This window comes from Mycobacterium sp. (genome assembly GCF_049585075.1).
Taxonomy (GTDB): Bacteria; Actinomycetota; Actinomycetes; order Mycobacteriales; family Mycobacteriaceae; genus Mycobacterium.
This window is the reverse complement of the sequence record NZ_JBAUZA010000057.1, coordinates 1-16,837: the sequence shown is the minus strand read 5'-3', so window position 1 is coordinate 16,837 and position 16,837 is coordinate 1. Positions and strand designations below refer to the sequence as shown.

Here is a 16,837-nt window from a genome sequence, read left to right as displayed (position 1 = left end):
TTGCTGCACAGCCCCGACCCAAAGGGGTCAGTTTAACAATCGACGGACAGACTTTCACCGGTCCGGATCAGTCCGATCAGAACGGCTCGGAGCGCTCGGCCGGTGTCGCAGCGGGAACGGATTTCGGTAGCGGCGCGGCCTAGCTGCGCCTTTGGCCCGTGCCCGCGCCGGGCCAGATCAGATCTTTTACCCTGGCCCCATGCAAGACAGGCAAGGCCGGCGGCCATGATCCGCTTCCTGCTGCGCCGCTTGCTCAACTACATCGTGCTGCTGGTACTGGCGTCGTTCTTGGCCTTCTACCTGGCCTCGGTGGCGTTTCATCCGTTGGACAGCTTCATCGAACGTCACCCCCAGCCGCCCGCCGAGGCGATCCACGCCAAAGCCGTCGAGCTCGGCTTGGACAAGCCGATACCCATCCGGTACGCGGAATGGGCTGCCGATGTCGTCCAAGGCGACTTCGGCACCACGGTGACCGGCCACACCGTCACCCAGGAGTTGTGGCCGCGGGTGGGGGTCAGTTTTCGGCTGGTGCTGATCGGTTCCCTCGTGGGCACACTGGCCGGCGTTGTCCTGGGCGCCTGGGGAGCGGTCCGTCAGTATCGGCTGAGCGACCGGGTGATCACCGTGTTGTCACTGATCGTGCTGAGCATTCCGTTCTTCGTGCTGGCCGGCCTGCTCATCCTTGCCTCGCTGCGGGTCAACAACGTGGCCGGGGTGCGGATCTTTGCCTACACCGGGGAAACGTCGCCGATTCCGCCGGGCGGCATCTGGGACCAGCTGGTCGACCGCGCTCGGCATATCGTGTTGCCGAGCCTCACGCTGGCCCTCGGCGCGGCCGCGAGCTTCAGCCGATACCAGCGCAACGCGATGCTGGACGTGCTCGGCGAGGATTTCATTCGGACCGCTCGAGCCAAGGGGCTGACTCGCCGGCGTGCGTTGTTCAAGCACGGCTTACGCACCGCGCTCATCCCGCTGGCCACTTTGTTCGCCTACGGGGTTAGCGGCCTTGTCGTCGGCGCGGTGTTCATCGAGAAGATCTTCGGCTGGCACGGCATGGGCGAGTGGGTGGTGCAGGCCATTCAGAGTCAGGACACCCACATCGTCGCGACGATCACGCTAGTCACCGGTGCCGCACTACTATTCGCCGGACTGTTGTCTGACGTCATCTATGCGGCCCTTGATCCCAGGGTGCGGGTCTCATGACCCACCCGGGCGACGACGCGCTGATGACCCAAGAGGCCCCCACGGACACCACGCCACTGCGGGTCGGCATCAAGCCGGCTACCTTCACCTCACGACGCAGCCTGGTCGCACGTCGCTTCATGCGCAACAGACCTGCCGTGGTGGCGTTGGGATTGCTGGTAGTGCTGTTCGTCGGCTGCTATGGGCTGCCGCCCCTGCTCTCCTACGACTACACCGCTCTGGACTACCACGCGCTGCTGCAGCCACCGTCGGGCAAGCACTGGTTCGGCACCAACGCATTGGGCCAGGACCTGTTAGCCCGGACTCTGCGCGGCATGCAGAAGTCGATGCTGATCGGCTTTTGCGTGGCGATGATCTCGACCAGCATCGCCGCCACCGTCGGATCGATCGCCGGCTACTTCGGCGGCTGGCGCGACCGGGCGTTGATGTGGCTGGTCGACCTGCTGCTGGTGGTGCCCGGCTTCCTGATCATCGCCATCATCACTCCGCGCATCAAACAGTCGAGCAGCATGCTGTGGCTCATCGTGCTGCTGGCCATCTTCGGATGGATGGTCAGCTCCCGGATGGTGCGGGGCTTGACGATGAGCCTGCGGGAACGTGAATTCGTGCGTGCGGCAAGGTTTATGGGAGTGCCAGACCGCCGCGTAATCGTTCATCACATCCTGCCGAACGTCGCCTCGATCCTGATTATCGACGCGACCCTCAACGTGGGCTTCGCGGTGCTGGCCGAAACCGGGCTGAGCTTCCTGGGATTCGGTATTCAACCACCCGATGTCTCGCTGGGCACGCTGATCGCTGACGGCACTCCTTCGACCACCACGTTCCCTTGGGTGTTCCTGTTCCCGGCGGGAGCGTTGGTCCTGATTGTGTTGTGCGCCAACCTCACCGGCGATGGGCTGCGCGACGCACTGGATCCGAGCAGCCGAGCGTCGCGCCGCGGGAAGCGACGTCGCAAGTGACGGCCCTGCTCGAGGTGACGGATCTCAACGTCACCTTTGAAACCGGTGACGCGTGCGTCTCGGCAGTGCGCGGCACGAGTTATCACATTGACCCCGGCGAAGTGGTCGCCATCGTCGGCGAATCCGGCTCCGGCAAGACCACCGCCGCGATGGCCGTTGCCGGTTTGCTTCCCCAACACACCGATGTCTCCGGATCGGTGCGATTGCACGGCGAAGAGCTACTCGGGCTGTCCGACCAGGCGATGTCGCGGATCCGCGGCAAGTCGATCGGCACCGTCTTTCAAGACCCGATGTCGGCGTTGACGCCGGTCTACACCATTGGCGATCAGATAGCCGAAGCGATCAAGGTGCATAACCGCGAGATCAGTCGAGCGGGTGCCCGAAAGCGCGCCATCGAGTTGCTCGAGCTGGTCGGCATCGTGGCGCCGGAAAGCAGGGCGAGGGCTTTTCCGCACGAGCTGTCCGGCGGCGAACGGCAGCGAGTGGTGATCGCTATTGCGATCGCCAACGATCCCGACCTGTTGATCTGCGACGAACCGACCACCGCGCTGGATGTCACCGTGCAGGCACAGATCCTCGACGTGTTGCGAACGGCACGCGACGTCACCGGCGCCGGTGTGCTGATCATTACCCACGACCTGGGTGTGGTGTCGGAGTTCGCCGATCGTGCGCTGGTCATGTACGCGGGACGTCCGGTCGAGATCGCGGGAGTTGCAGAGCTTTACCGTGACCGCCGGATGCCATATACGGTCGGGCTGCTGGGTTCGGTGCCGCGGCTGGACGCCCGACAAGGCACTCGGCTTGTGCCGATCCCCGGTGCTCCGCCGACGATGACGTCGCTGCCCGATGCCTGTCAGTTCGCGCCGCGCTGTCCGCTGGTGATCAGCGAATGCCGTTCGGCAGAGCCCGATCTCGTCCCGATCCGGGACGGTCACCAGGCGGCGTGCATCCGCACCAACGATGTCGCTGGACGCAGCGCGGCCGACATCTATCACGTGTCAACGCAGCCGGCTGCCGGCGATACCACCGACACCGACCGTTCGGTGGTGCTGCAAGTCACCGACCTTGCCAAAACCTACCCACTGACCAAAGGCGTCGTTTTGCGCAGGCGGATCGGTGAAGTTCGTGCGGTCGACGGCGTCAGCTTCACCTTGCAGCAGGGCCGCACTTTGGGCATCGTCGGCGAATCCGGTTCCGGCAAATCAACGACGTTGAGCCAGATTCTCGAACTCGCCGCACCTCAGGCCGGTGCGATCCAGATTCTCGGCACCGACGTCGCCGGCCTCGACAAAGCCACCCGTCGTAAGCTGCGCACCGAACTGCAGGTGGTGTTTCAGGATCCGGTAGCGTCGCTGGACCCGCGGCTCCCGGTATTCGACGTCATTGCTGAACCGTTGGTTACCAACGGGTTTGACCGGCACCGCTGCGAGGAGCGGGTCGCCGAGCTACTGGGAATCGTCGGGCTGAATCATGCCGACGCCAGCCGCTATCCAGCGGAGTTCTCCGGCGGGCAGAAGCAACGAATCGGTATTGCGCGGGCGCTGGCACTGCAGCCGAAGATCCTTGCGCTCGATGAGCCGGTGTCGGCGCTCGACGTGTCAATTCAGGCCGGCATCATCAACCTGCTGCTTGACCTGCAGCGACGGTTTGGGTTGTCCTATCTGTTTGTGTCGCATGACCTTTCGGTGGTCAAACACCTGGCCCACCGAGTGGCTGTGATGTATCGAGGCAAGATTGTGGAGCAGGGCGATGGCGAGCAGGTGTTCACTAAGCCGCAGCACGAATACACCCGGCGACTGTTGGCCGCAGTCCCACGGGCGCACTCGGATATCGGCGGTGGTTAGCATCTATTCGACAATTCGCAGGCTTGTGCTGCTTTCCACCGTGCTGATTTGTGTGATCGTCACGGGTTGCTCGGACGGCTACCAGGACGTGGTGGGGCGTCAGGCCGTGCGGGTCGGCACCTCGAGCGACATCAACCCACGCGACCCGGCGACGCTGCGTGACGGCGGCGACCTGCGGCTTGCGATCAGCTCGTTTCCGCCGAACTTTAATGAATTGAACATCGACGGCAACACCGCCGATGTCGGTTCGGTCGTCACGCCGACGCTGCCGGGGGCGTTCATCACCCAGGCGGACGGGTCGCTGAAACTCAACACCGATTACTTCACCGCTGCCGAGTTGACCAGCGCCAGCCCGCAGGTCGTCACGCTCACGATCAACCCGAAAGCGGTGTGGAGCGACGGCACCCCGATCACCTGGGAAGACATCAAATCCGAGGTCGGCGCATGCAGCGGACACGACAAGCGCTACCTGATCGCCAGCAGGGCCGGGTTCGAACGGGTGAAGTCGGTGACCCAGGGCGTTGACGACCGCCAAGCCGTGGTCACCTTCGCCCAGCCGTATGCGGAGTGGCGCGGGATGTTCGCCGGTGGCATGCAGCCGCGGAGCATGACGGAGAACCCGGACGTCTTCAACAAGGGCCAACTCGACCACCCTGGCCCGTCGGCCGGGCCGTTCATCGTGTCCAGGATCAACCACAGCGCACAGCGGATTGTGCTGACTCGCAATCCCCGCTGGTGGGGCCGCAAGCCGCTGCTGAACTCGATCACCTTTCTGGTGCTGGACTCCACCGCCGTCATCCCCGCCCTACAAAACAACGCGATCGACGCTGCCGGCGTCGGCACGCTCGACGATATGGTCACGGCCGAGCGCACACCGGGAGTGGTAATCCGCAGCGCGCCGGCGCCGACGTGGTATCACATGACTTTCAATGGCGCGCACGGATCCATCCTGTCCGACGACAAGCTGCGGCTGGCAATTTGCAAAGGCATTGACCGCCAAGCGATTGTCAATGTTGTTCAGCATGGCCTGACCAGTCACCCGAAGCCGCTGGACAATCACGTTTACGTCGTCGGCCAGGTGGGCTACCAAAACAACAGCGCACCAGCCGCTTACAACCCTGACCAGGCCCGCAGAGAATTGGATGCGCAGGGCTGGAGGCTCAACGGGGCCGTGCGAGAACGAGACGGTAAGCAGCTAGTCGTCCGCGACGTGCTTTACGACTCGCCGGCCGCGCGCCAGATCGCCCTGGTTGCCCAGCAAAACCTGGCCCAGATCGGTGTCAAGCTGGTGCTGGATGTCAAAGCCGGGAATGGATTCTTCAACCAGTACGTGAGCGTCGGCGATTTCGACATCGTGCAATTCGGTTGGGTCGGTAATGCTTTCCCGCTGTCTGCGCTGCCGCAGATCTATACCTCCGACGGCGAGGGCAACTTTGGCAAGATCGGCAATGCAAGCATCGACGCCAAAATCGATCAGACGCTCTCCGAACTGGACGAGACTGCGGCGCGCGGGCTGGCCAACCAGGTCGACACGATGATCTGGCAGGAGGGCTTCAACCTGCCCCTTTTCCAGTCGCCCGGCGATATCGCGGTGCGCAAAGATCTGGCCAACTTCGGTGCACCCGGGCTAGCCGACATCGACTACACCGCGATCGGATTCATGCGCTAGGCGCACAGCTCGATACGTTGCGCACCCTTGACACCGTCGTATCGCGCTGGCGTGCAGGTCAATACGATCACCTGGCCGCGCTCGCCCAGGGTGTCGAACATCTCGGCCATCTTGACCAGTCGCTGCGGGTCGGTGAAGCCGAGGGCGTCATCGATCAGAATCGGAACGGCGTCCTCGTTGGCGACCAGCGCTGCCCCGGCCAGCCGTGCCAAGATGCCCAGTTGCTCCTTGGCTCCGCCCGACAGTGATTCGTACGGCACCGTGCAACCGTCGAGCGTGCGATTGAGGATGCACAGGTCGGTGTCGACGTCGACCTCGAAACTGGGGCCGAAGACCGGACGCCCCAGCCGCTGCAATTCGGCGCGGAACGGTTCGACGTAACGAAGCCGTGTGGTGTCGCGGTGGCGGACCATCACCGTGCGCAACAACTGGACGGCACGGGCTCGGCTACCGACCCGGTCGTGCTCGCTGCGGGCGTGTTCACGCCGGGCCTCGGCGGCGTCGAGCTTTCCGTTGCGGCCCTCGGTGCCGAATAACGTTAGCTCCACCCTGATCTCATGTAATGTGCGGGCGATTTCGTCGTGTCGGGTTTGCATTGCCTGAGCCGCCTCGGCGGCGTCGGCCAGCTCGGTGGCCACAGCGGCTGGTTCCGCGGCGGTCAGTTGTTCGGACAATTCGGCTACCCGGGCTGCTGCCGTTTGTGCCACCCGCAGCGCTTCGGTAGCGGTGGCCTCCAGCGTTTCGTCGGCGACGGCTGCGCGCTGCTGGGCCAGCCGGTCAGCGACCGCAGCCAGCTCGAGGCGTTGGGTAGCCAGCTTCTGCTCGGAAAGGGTTGCCTTCGTCGATATTTCGCTGAGTTTGGCCGCCGCGGCGGCTGCAACCCTGCGGTGTGTCTCAAGGTCTGCGATCGCTTTGACCCGCGCCGCGTCGGCCTCTTCAAGCTCGGCGCGGGCGGCGGCGGTGTCCACGGCGACATCGTCGGCGTAGGACTTGTCATGCAACTCGGCCAGCCCGGAGCGCAACTGCTCCACCTCGTCGTCACCGCACAATGCGATCAGGGTCGCGGCGGTCTGGTCGCGGCGGTTCAGCAGTTCACGGCGCCGCTGGTCGATACGTCGCGCCTCGGCCGGGTCAGCCACCTGGCCGGCCGTCAGTGCAGTGGCCAGGTTTTGTTGCGCTGCAGCGTGTTCGGTCTGAATATCGAGCGCCGTCGCTCCTGGCGTGAACCGCGCGGTCAGGATACCCGGAACCTCGACCTCGGTCGCGCCGCTCGCGGTGGTCGACCAGCTCTGACCCGCGGGCAGCGACACCCGCTCGTCGCCCACGACAAGCTCGATGTCGGTGGCCGCGACGAATTCCACCGTCGCCGACACCAACGCGAGCTGGCCCTCGACCCGCTCGACAGCTGCCGCAGCTCGCTCGATCTGTTGGAAAAGGCTGTCCGTCAGCGCAATTGTCGAGAGCTCGTCGAAGATCACATCACGGTCGCGTTGAGCGCCGTCGATTTTGGCAAGCCGGGCGGTCAGCTTCTCAACCTCGTCGCGGCGGGCCAGCTCGTCGACGACATGCCGGGCAGTCTCGGCTCGCTGCTGGGCGGCCGTGAGGAGCTCGTTGGCCTCCTCCACCACAGCGTCGGCCGCTGCGGTGACTTCTTGAGCCAGTCCCCGCGCTTCGGTGGCCTCTCGGGCCTCGGCGTCCAGCGTCGCGACTGTCGCGGCGCGCGTGTCGTTTTCGGCGCGCAGCCGTAATCGCTCGGAATGCGCGCCCGTTGATGCCGCGCTGCTAGCCGTGGCGGCAGCAGCGACCAGCTCGGCTTCCTTCATCTGTTCGGTAAGTTGCGCGATTTCGTCGGCGGCGGCTTGGGCCGCGGTCTGCCGGAGCGCGGCCGCCTGTTGAAGAGGCAACAACTCGGCCAGCTCGGCGCTCAACGCGGCGTGCTGATTCACCCGGTCGTCGACTTCGGCGACGGCGGCGGTGCATTGCTGCACTTCCTCTTCGGCGTCACGCAGCGCGGCGATGGCCGCGGCCCACTCTCCGGTGGCACGCCCGGTCGCGGTGAAGTAGCGGCCGTACTCGGCATCGATTCGCTCGATCAGCACCGGCTCAGTGCCCGACAGCGCGGCGGTGTCCCCCGCCGCGACATCCAGCGCCCGGCTCAACGCATCGCACCGCGAAAGATCCACCGCCGCTGTCGCCGCCGCCTGCAATACCCGTTGGGCGTGCCAGAGCTCGGTGTCGACAGTCTCGGTCAGCATCGCCTGTACCCGGTCGTGCGCCTCGTCGCCGCTGTGCTGTTCGCGGCGCGGCTCAAGAACCGTCAGCTGCGTCTCACACTTCTTGTGGAACCGCTTGTGATAGACGAAACGATAACGGCCGGTGCTGATCTCGGCGGTTACTTCGGATCCGACGTCGGCGTGAGTCGGCTTGACCTGCTTGACTTCCTTTTTCGTCGAACGGTCCTTGGATTCCAACAGCAGATCCAACGCCTCGATCATCGACGATTTGCCGATTTCGTTGGCGCCGGATACCACGACCACGCCGTGGTCGGGGAATTCGATCTCGCGGTGATCGATGCCGCGGTAATTCTTCAGGACCAACCGGTGCAACTTCACGCCGCACCTCGACCCTGGCTACCTCCGTCGGTCAGCCGCATCAGCAGCGCCAGCGCTGCCTGTGCGTCACCGGCGATCTCGGCGTCCCCGGTGCGCGCCGTTTTGACCAGTTCCTCGACCGCCGCGGCGGCGAATCCGCCGATGCCGAGGTCGCGGAATTCGCCGTCGGCCGGTATGACCGCGAGATCGCTGTGGCTATCCCACACCCGCAGCGACGCGAACAGCCGCGAGTACTTGTCCAGGCAGGCATCCAGGGCGGCGCGGTCGGTGACCGTTAACGAGCCAATCAAGGCCAGCCGCAACACCGTTCGGTCTTTGTCGGGCATCAGATCGAGGTTCAGATCCAGGTCTGCGATATCACGGCTGTTGTCCACCTGGCGGCTCAGGGTGCCAAACCGCCAGCGACCGACGCTGGGGGCCTCGACAATCACTGGGCGATGCGGATCCGCCTCGTCGATTTCGATCACCAGCACATGGCCGGGGTCAGCTTCGACGTCGTCGTAGTTGGTGACCTCCGGCGAACCGGAGTACCACGCCCGTCCACTACTACCGACTTCGGTCACCGAATGCTTGTCGCCCAGCGCGACGTAGTGCACTGCGCCACGGGTCAACGCGTCCTCGATACCGGCCAGCCGGATCAGCGAGGGCTTTGTCGGATCGGGGTCGAGCACGTCCACTCCGCCGTGCGCCACCAGCACCCGGATGACACCGTCGGCCGGCAGGCCGTCGAGCACGTCGGCGACCAGGTCGGTGGTCGGCGCTTTGGATCGCCATGGCGCAGCGACGATCTGCAGGCCGAGCCGAATCTCGTGCACGCCGGGCCGGTCGAGCACGTGGACGTTGGTTGGGCATTCGGCCTTGAAGAGAGCACTGGTGTACACCGACGACGCGTCCAGCGGGTCGTGATTGCCGGGCAGCAGGTACACCGGAACCTTGATGGCGCGCATGGCTTCCAGCGACTGGCTGATCACCTGCGGCGCCAGCTGGTTGTGTTCGAAGACGTCACCGGCCACCACGACGAACTCGGCACCAACCTCCGCTGCCAGCGAACCCAGGCCGGCCACTGCGTCGCGGCGTGCCGCCGAATAGCGTGGCTGCGCTTCGCCCGCGAGGAAGTGACGGGTCATGCCGAGTTGCCAGTCGGCGGTGTGCACGAATCGCATTGCGATCCCGTCCCTTCTGCCCCACGTCCAGCCGCTCTGCGACCGGGCACCGCGAGTGTAGGACTCGGCGCCGACAAGTCCGGGGACCTCGATCGGCAGGTCCACAAATGGCCGGCGCGGGTCACCTCATAGACGCCAGTCAAGTCACATCAGCCACAGCAGCCCCGCGAAAAGGCGGGACTGTTGGGGCCGCGTTGCGCCCCGCCAACCAGCCACAGCGCTGCCGGTAACCTCGATCGAGTGAGCCAGCAAGTCCGCACCCTGGTGCTACTACGGCATGCGAAGTCGGCCTATCCCGAAGGGGTCCCAGACCACGACCGGCCACTTGCCCCCCGCGGACAGCGCGAGGCCGGGCTGGCCGGCGACTGGCTGCGGGCCAACCTGCCTACGATCGGCGCGGTGCTGTGCTCGACGGCGACTCGTGCTCGGGAAACCTTGGCGCACACGGGCATCGACGCACCGGTTCGTTACGCGGACCGGCTCTACGACGCCGTCCCCGGAACGGTGATCGACGAGATCACCCACGTCGGTGACGACGCCGATGTCCTGCTCGTCGTCGCGCACGAGCCAACGATGACCGAGGTGGCGCTGGGCTTGGCCGGTGCCAATAATTCCAACAGCGCTGCTGCCGAACGTATCTCGACGAAGTTCCCGACTTCAGCGATGGCGGTACTACGACTCACCCACAGCTGGAAGGACCTCGAACTCGGTTCGGCTGAGCTCGTCGATTTCCACGTGCCGCGCTAAATCAGGTCGCGTTATTTGCACATCTCGATTGTTGCTTTGATCTTGTCGTCGAGACTTTGCCGCAACGCATCCTGAGCGAACTCCGCCCCCCCGGCGAGATAGCCGATGGCAAGCTCCTCGAGGTTTGAGCCCATGTCGTTGACCGATTTCGCTAAGGCCGGAGGGGTGGCAGGTTCTTGGGCCACCCGGTCTCGCAGGAACGCGCCACCGGTGTAGAACGCCAGCCGTGCGGCAGTCGCCACCGAAAGCGCGCCGATCGGCCCGCCGTTGTCCGGGTTCTTCAACCGAGAGTTCCTGACCACCTCGTGATCGACGATCTTGAACGTCTCGCAAACGTGCTTTTTCGCGTCCTTAACTTGTTGGTCGCTATAGGTGGGCGCGGACGATGCGCTCTTGTGCGGGTAGAACCATCCGACGGCGCCACCCGCTATAGCGATCACGGAAAGCACCAGCGCTGCTGGTGCGAGCCAGCGTGACAGCCTCGACTCCCGTGCGGCGGGAGCAGATTCCTTGGCAGCTGCCGCTGGCGAAGGTTCGGCGGCTGGCTCGGCCGCTTCAGACTCGGGCGAAGGTTGCGCAGAGGATTCAGTTTCGTCAGCCGCGGAGGTTGGCTCATTAGGAGGCGTTTCAGACATTCGACGATGGTAACGTTCGCACCTCGTAGCCGGTGGCTGTTTGGGTGTCAAAAAAACGTTGTTTCAATCTCTTTGGCTGAACAGTTGGCGGCGCGGCCGAAATGTCCGGCGCGTCGGCGGGTTGGCCCATCGCATTCGGCAGTCGTGTGCTAATAAAGCCCAAGTGCCACAGTTATTCTCGCGCATGGCACCGACGAGAAGCGTGCAGAGACCGGCCAAATCCCGAGCATGCCGGCGCAGCGATAGTCAGCGATACAGGAAACCGCACGTCGTCGCAACGAATTTCCTGGTCAACGTGTTAGGAGTTGGTGGAAAGCGTCAGCTCCATGAGTTTGATGGCCTGAGCGCACGCGTCGATACCGGGCGCCTGCGGGTTGACCCACCAACCAACCGTCCCGGCGGCATCGCTGGCCACGCCGCACGAGCCGTTGGGGTCGTTCGGCCGCATCACGATCGACGCCACGCCGGAGATCGATCGGTTCTCGATCTGGTATTTCAGGTTCTGGGCAACTTTGCGCTCGTTGTCGAGGCTGCCTTGCTCGAACCAGAACCGGGTGATGTCGATCAGCCCGCCCGGGTTGAGGGCCTGCCAACGGCATATCGCGCCGACGAAGGTGCTCTGGATGTCTTGAGGGTCGGCGCCTACCGTCTTGGCCAAGACGTCGGTCGTGAGCACCTCACATTCCTTTTGCAGGTTGGGGTACTGCTGCTCGGAGGTGTTATTGCGCGGCTCATCGCCCATGCCCGCTTTGTGCGGGGTGCCGGCCACCGACCTCGTGCAGCCGGTCAGTACGGATACTGCGGCGGCCACGACGGCAACGCCGACGAACACGCGATCACGCACGGTGATCGTCATTTCGCGTTCTCAATCGACTGACGGGCCAGCTCTTTGGCGACGTTGCACGCATCCGGGAACGGCTTCTGGCTGAAGTTCACCGACCATTCGATGAAGTCGTCGGAGAACTGAATCCCGACCTCGCATAGCGAGTCGCCCAACGTCGGATCGTTACCGACCGCGACGAAGCCGCCGTGGCCATCGATGTTGACGTCCTCGACGTTCGTACGCGACAACTCCTCGGTCTTGCGTTCTCGGCCGATCGGGCTCCCGCGATACCAGGAGAAGGAGAAATGCGGGCCCTGAATGCCGCCGCCCGCGAGCCACTGGCAGCCCACCGAATTCTTCGCGGTGTTGACCAGCCCAGTTACCTGCGTCAGCTTGGTCACCGTCTCGTCGCTGATGCCGCCGCACTGCGGAAAGAACGGACCGTGCTTCCCCTGGCCCGACCCCGGCGCGGTCGGCGCAGTCGACTGGGACTGGTTGGAGCCGGAGTCGGAGCACGCGGCCACCACCGGAATCAAGGTTGCTGCCGCAAGGGCCAGCGCCGCCATGTTGCGCCGCACGGCTACGCGCACCTTCTGCTGATCACAGGATGCACTGTAGCGGCAGCACCTTGGCTCAACCATTGCACACCCGGTGACCTGTATTTTCTGCCCCACCGCCCGGCCCGGTGGCCGCGCGAACCGTGCGGTGATCAGCACGACTGTCCACTCGGCGGTGTGCAACAGTTACCCAATGCTCCTGGCACTGCTGCGCCAGTACGTCCGGCCGTATCGACGGCTGGTGGCGACGGTGATGACGCTGCAGTTGGTGAGCACCTCGGCGTCGCTCTACCTGCCGACGGTGAATGCCACGATCATCGACGACGGCATCGCCAAGGGAGACACCGCCACAATCGTGCGGCTCGGCTTGGTGATGTTCGCGGTCACCGCGCTGCAGGTGGTGTGCGCGATCGGCGCGGTTTATTTCGGCTCGCGGATCGGGATGGGCTTCGGCCGCGATCTGCGCTCAGCGATGTTCCATCAAGTCATCACGTTCTCCGAGCATGAGACCGCCCGGTTCGGCACACCGTCGCTGCTGATCCGCACCACCAACGACGTTCGGCAGATCCAATTTCTGGTGCAGATCACAAGCACGGTGCTGGTCACCGCGCCGATCATGTGTGTCGGCGGCGTGATCATGGCCATCCACCAGGATGCCGGGCTGTCCTGGCTGCTGCTGGTCAGCGTGCCGGTGTTGGTCGTCGCCAACTACTGGATCGTCGCGCACACGCTGCCGATCTTTCGCAACATGCAGCGGTTAATCGACAACATCAACCGGGTGATGCGCGAGCAACTGTCCGGTGTGCGGGTGATCCGGGCATTTGCCCGCGAGCCCTTCGAACGTCAACGGTTCGCCGAGGCCAACCTCACGCTGTCCAACACCGCGCTCAGTGCCGGCAATTGGCAGGCGTTGATGCTGCCGGTGACCACCTTGACCGTCAACTGCTCCACCGTTGCGCTGATCTGGTTCGGCGGCATGCGCATCGACAGCGGTCGGATGCAAGTCGGATCCCTGATCGCGTTTCTCATTTACTTCACGCAGATCCTGATGGCGGTGTTGCTGGCGACGATGACCGTGATGGTGCTGCCCCGGGCCTCGGTGTGCGCGGAACGGATCACCGAGGTGTTGTCGCTCGTTCCGGCCGTCACCACCTCGGAGAATCCGGTGCGGCCAACCCCCGGTATGCGAGGGGTGGTCCGACTAGACGGTGCGACATTTCGCTATCCCGGCGCTGATCGCGCTGTGCTGCAGGATGTTTCGCTGACCGCGCTGCCCGGCACAACCACCGCTATCGTCGGCAGCACCGGTTCGGGTAAGTCGACGTTGGTATCGCTGATCTGCCGTTTGTACGACGTGACATCCGGAGCCGTCCTCGTCGACGGTGTCGACGTGCGCGACCAGGACATCGAAGAGCTCTGGTCAGGTATCGGGTTGGTGCCTCAGCGCGGCTACCTGTTCTCCGGGACCGTCGCCGACAACCTGCGTATCGGTGCCGCCCGCGGACAGGTAGTAACCGAGGACGAGATGTGGGATGCCCTGCGGGTGGCAGCTGCCGACGAATTCGTCCAGGCAGACGATGACGGGCTGCAGATGCGGGTCGCTCAGGGCGGTATCAATTTCTCCGGTGGGCAGCGGCAGCGGCTGGCGATCGCGCGGGCGGTGATCCGCCGTCCGTCGATCTACCTGTTCGACGACGCGTTTTCCGCACTCGACGTGCACACCGATGTGCGGGTCCGCGCTGCTCTTGCCGAGATCGCTGCCGATGCGACGGTAATCGTTGTGGCGCAACGCATCTCGACCGTCGCACAGGCCGACAACGTGATCGTCGTCGAGGATGGGCGGGTGATCGGCTCGGGCACGCACGAATCACTGCTGGCCCAGTGCCCAACCTATCGGGAGTTCGCCGACTCGCAGTCGATGGACTCTCACGTGGGAGGGCAGCGATGACCGCCGCCACGCGCGCCGCCCAGTACCCGAATCAGCGATCCCGCGACTTCAAAGGCTCGGCTGTCCGGCTGGTGAAGCGCTTGGCGCCGCAGCGGCGGACGGCCGTCACGGTGACCGTCCTGGGCATCGCCGGAACGGTCATCGGCGTGCTGGTTCCGCGCATCCTCGGCCATGCCACCGACCTGCTGTTCAGCGGTGTGCTGGGCCGGCGGCTGCCCGCCGGTATCACCAAGGCCCAGGCCATCGCGGCCGCGCGGGCTCATGGCAACAACACCTTCGCCGACCTGTTGTCCGGGACGAACGTGGTACCCGGCCGAGGTGTTGACTTTGCCGCGGTCGCCCAGACGCTGGCCCTGGCTCTTGCGATGTATATCGTTGCAGCGCTGCTGATTTGGGCACAGGCGCGGCTGCTCAACGTCACCGTGCGGCGGACGCTGCAGGCGCTGCGCGCCGATGTCGAGGACAAGCTGCACCGGCTGCCGCTGGCCTACTTCGATTCCCGGCAACGGGGCGAGGTGCTCAGCCGCGTCACCAACGACATCGACAACCTCCAGACGTCGCTGGCGATGACGATCACCCAACTGCTATCCGCCGTCCTGACAGTGGCGACGGTGTTTGCGATGATGCTCTCGATCTCGCCGCTGCTGACCGGCATCACCTTGCTGACCGTGCCGCTTGCGCTGGTCGCGACTCGGGCGATTACCCAACGCTCCCAACGACTATTCGTCGCGCAGTGGACCAATACCGGCAGCCTCAACGCCCACATCGAAGAGACCTACAGCGGTTTCACCGTGGTCCGGACGTTCGGCCAACGCGCGGCGGCCGAAGACGAGTTCCGTCAGCTCAACGACGACGTGTACCAAGCCAGTTTCGGTGCCCAGTTCATCTCCGGTCTGCTGTCGCCGGCGACGGGGTTCATCGGCAACCTCAGCTACGTCGCGGCGGCGGTCGTAGGCGGTGTGCAAGTGGCCACCGGTCAGATCACAGTCGGGAGTATCCAGGCGTTCATCCAGTACGTCCGCCAGTTCAACGGGCCGATGAACCAGATGGCCTCGATGTATAACACCATGCAGTCCGGGGTGGCCAGCGCCGAGCGGGTTTTCGACCTGCTCGATGAACCGGAAGAATCACCGGACCGCGAACCACTGCTGTCCTCGCCCAACGGCGAAAGGTCAACCGGGCGGGTGCAATTCGACCATGTCAGCTTCGGCTATCGCCCGGGTATACCGGTGATCGACGACCTCTCGTTCACCGCCGAACCGGGCAGCACGGTGGCAATCGTCGGACCGACCGGAGTGGGCAAGACCACGCTGGTGAACCTGCTCATGCGGTTCTACGACGTCGACTCCGGTCGGATCCTGGTCGATGACATCGACATCACGACGATGAGCCGGCATTCGCTGCGATCCCGCATCGTCATGGTGCTGCAAGACACCTGGCTCTTTGGCGGGACGATCGCCGAGAACATCGCCTACGGTCGACCCGATGCCAGCGACCACGACGTAGTCGATGCGGCCAAGGCCGCTTACGTCGACCGGTTCGTGCACACGCTGCCCGACGGATACCAGACCCGGGTCAACGACGCGGGCAGCAACATCAGCGCCGGCGAGAAGCAGTTGATTACCATCGCGCGGGCGTTTCTCGCTCGACCGCAGCTGTTGATCCTCGACGAGGCGACCAGCTCGGTGGACACCCGCACCGAGCTGCTGATAGCCAAGGCTACCCATGAGCTTCGCCGTGATCGGACGAGTTTTATTATCGCGCATCGTCTTTCGACGATCCGCGACGCTGACGTCATCCTGGTGATGCAGGCGGGCAAGATCGTCGAGCAGGGCAACCACAGCGAGCTGCTGGCCCGCCGAGGTGCGTACTACGCGATGACGCAGGCCTAGAGCTCTGGGCCTTCCGCACGTAGGTCGTCGACCGCGGACATGGCGTCGCGCAGCTTGGCCAGCCACTCTTCGGTGTGCTCGCCGACCAGTCTGACCGACCAGGCAAGGGCATCGGAACGAGATCGGGCCACACCGGCGTCGACCAGCGTGTCGAGCACCTGGCGCTCCGGCTGCTTCAACCGCGTCATGACCGGAACCGCGATGTGGGTGAACAGAATTCGCTCGCCACCGACCTCCACGCCCCAGGAAACCTTGCGGCCGTAGCGGTCCTGAGCCTCGTCGGCGATGTTCATCCGCTCCGAGCGGGTGTCCTCGCGAAATCGTGAGACGCGGCCTGACGCACGAGCCTCGCTTTCTTCCTTCGAGCTTTCTGGATCGGCCAGCTTGCCGATGACGGTGATCTCCTCGCGGTCGACAACGACAGTCGGGTCACCGTCGAACCAGGCGCCGGGCAAGCGTCCGGCGAACCAGTCCGCTGCGTCGCTGGCGTCGGGTTGGCCGGCTTGTTGCCAACCGCCGGGGCGGCCGTAGCGCCGCCCATGTGTGTGATGATGTTTCATGCTTACATAATTACACCATTTCACACATTGCAAAATGAGTTTCGCCGGCGGCGAACGACGCCCGAGTGGCCGAGTATGGGTTTGAGGCATGGTTTTCGGCGGCGGATTCATACGGTCAGTGCAACATCCGTGGATTTAAGGGGTTGCGATGCCGAGTGGATATCCGCATTCGAGGGCTGTGCGCTGGAGGTTGTTCGACCGGGTGTGTCAGGGAATCCCGTTGGA

General features: G+C 64.4%; 13 protein-coding genes. 7 read left to right on the top strand and 6 right to left on the bottom strand.

Annotated elements, in window-relative coordinates:
- The first annotated feature begins 225 nt into the window (after positions 1–225).
- Genes WB785_RS02635 through WB785_RS02620 form a run of 4 tightly spaced genes read left to right on the top strand, consistent with a single transcriptional unit; the run spans position 226 to position 5,675 of the window.
- Positions 226–1,203, top strand: a complete 978-nt coding sequence (locus WB785_RS02635; RefSeq protein WP_424077138.1) for an ABC transporter permease — start codon at positions 226–228, stop codon at positions 1,201–1,203.
- Positions 1,204–1,226: 23 nt separating this feature from the next.
- Entirely contained in the window at positions 1,227–2,162 is a 936-nt protein-coding gene (locus WB785_RS02630) for an ABC transporter permease (protein WP_424077142.1), read from the top strand.
- Positions 2,159–4,006 (top strand): dipeptide ABC transporter ATP-binding protein, encoded by a 1,848-nt coding sequence (locus WB785_RS02625; RefSeq protein WP_424077137.1) that lies wholly within the window; start codon positions 2,159–2,161, stop codon positions 4,004–4,006. Before WB785_RS02630 ends, WB785_RS02625 begins: the two co-directional genes overlap by 4 nt.
- Position 4,007: 1 nt before the next feature.
- A complete protein-coding gene (locus WB785_RS02620; protein ID WP_424077141.1) occupies positions 4,008–5,675 on the top strand; it encodes an ABC transporter family substrate-binding protein in 1,668 nt (555 codons plus the stop codon).
- Here WB785_RS02620 and WB785_RS02615 read toward each other — a convergent pair.
- Complete coding sequence (locus WB785_RS02615; protein ID WP_424077136.1) at positions 5,672–8,287, bottom strand: AAA family ATPase; 2,616 nt, start codon at positions 8,285–8,287, stop codon at positions 5,672–5,674. The genes WB785_RS02620 and WB785_RS02615 overlap by 4 nt on opposite strands.
- On the bottom strand, positions 8,284–9,450 hold the full coding sequence (locus WB785_RS02610; protein WP_424077140.1) for a metallophosphoesterase family protein: 1,167 nt from the start codon (positions 9,448–9,450) through the stop codon (positions 8,284–8,286). The genes WB785_RS02615 and WB785_RS02610 overlap by 4 nt, the downstream gene beginning before the upstream one ends.
- A 240-nt stretch (positions 9,451–9,690) precedes the next feature.
- On the opposite strand from WB785_RS02610, the gene WB785_RS02605 reads away from it, so the two are divergent.
- Positions 9,691–10,197: a SixA phosphatase family protein gene (locus WB785_RS02605; RefSeq protein WP_424077135.1), complete on the top strand. Its 507-nt coding sequence runs from the start codon at positions 9,691–9,693 to the stop codon at positions 10,195–10,197.
- Positions 10,198–10,208: 11 nt separating this feature from the next.
- Here WB785_RS02605 and WB785_RS02600 read toward each other — a convergent pair whose 3' ends face one another.
- From WB785_RS02600 to WB785_RS02590, 3 genes are all read right to left on the bottom strand, one after another.
- Positions 10,209–10,637 (bottom strand): hypothetical protein, encoded by a 429-nt coding sequence (locus WB785_RS02600; RefSeq protein ID WP_424077134.1) that lies wholly within the window; start codon positions 10,635–10,637, stop codon positions 10,209–10,211.
- A 493-nt stretch (positions 10,638–11,130) separates the two neighbouring features.
- Entirely contained in the window at positions 11,131–11,688 is a 558-nt protein-coding gene (locus WB785_RS02595; RefSeq protein WP_424077133.1) for a DUF3558 domain-containing protein, read from the bottom strand.
- Positions 11,685–12,221 (bottom strand): DUF3558 domain-containing protein, encoded by a 537-nt coding sequence (locus WB785_RS02590; RefSeq protein ID WP_424077139.1) that lies wholly within the window; start codon positions 12,219–12,221, stop codon positions 11,685–11,687. The genes WB785_RS02595 and WB785_RS02590 overlap by 4 nt, the downstream gene beginning before the upstream one ends.
- Positions 12,222–12,405: 184 nt before the next feature.
- On the opposite strand from WB785_RS02590, the gene WB785_RS02585 reads away from it, so the two are divergent.
- Together WB785_RS02585 and WB785_RS02580 are read left to right on the top strand one after the other, a co-directional pair.
- Positions 12,406–14,160 (top strand): ABC transporter ATP-binding protein, encoded by a 1,755-nt coding sequence (locus WB785_RS02585; protein WP_424077132.1) that lies wholly within the window; start codon positions 12,406–12,408, stop codon positions 14,158–14,160.
- Complete coding sequence (locus WB785_RS02580) at positions 14,157–16,052, top strand: ABC transporter ATP-binding protein (RefSeq protein WP_424077131.1); 1,896 nt, start codon at positions 14,157–14,159, stop codon at positions 16,050–16,052. The genes WB785_RS02585 and WB785_RS02580 overlap by 4 nt, the downstream gene beginning before the upstream one ends.
- Here the strand turns inward: WB785_RS02580 and WB785_RS02575 are convergent.
- Positions 16,049–16,612 carry a hypothetical protein gene (locus WB785_RS02575; protein WP_424077130.1) on the bottom strand — a complete coding sequence of 188 codons (564 nt, stop codon included), beginning with the start codon at positions 16,610–16,612 and terminating at the stop codon, positions 16,049–16,051. The two genes, WB785_RS02580 and WB785_RS02575, sit on opposite strands and share 4 nt — an antisense overlap.
- Positions 16,613–16,837: the final 225 nt, after the last annotated feature.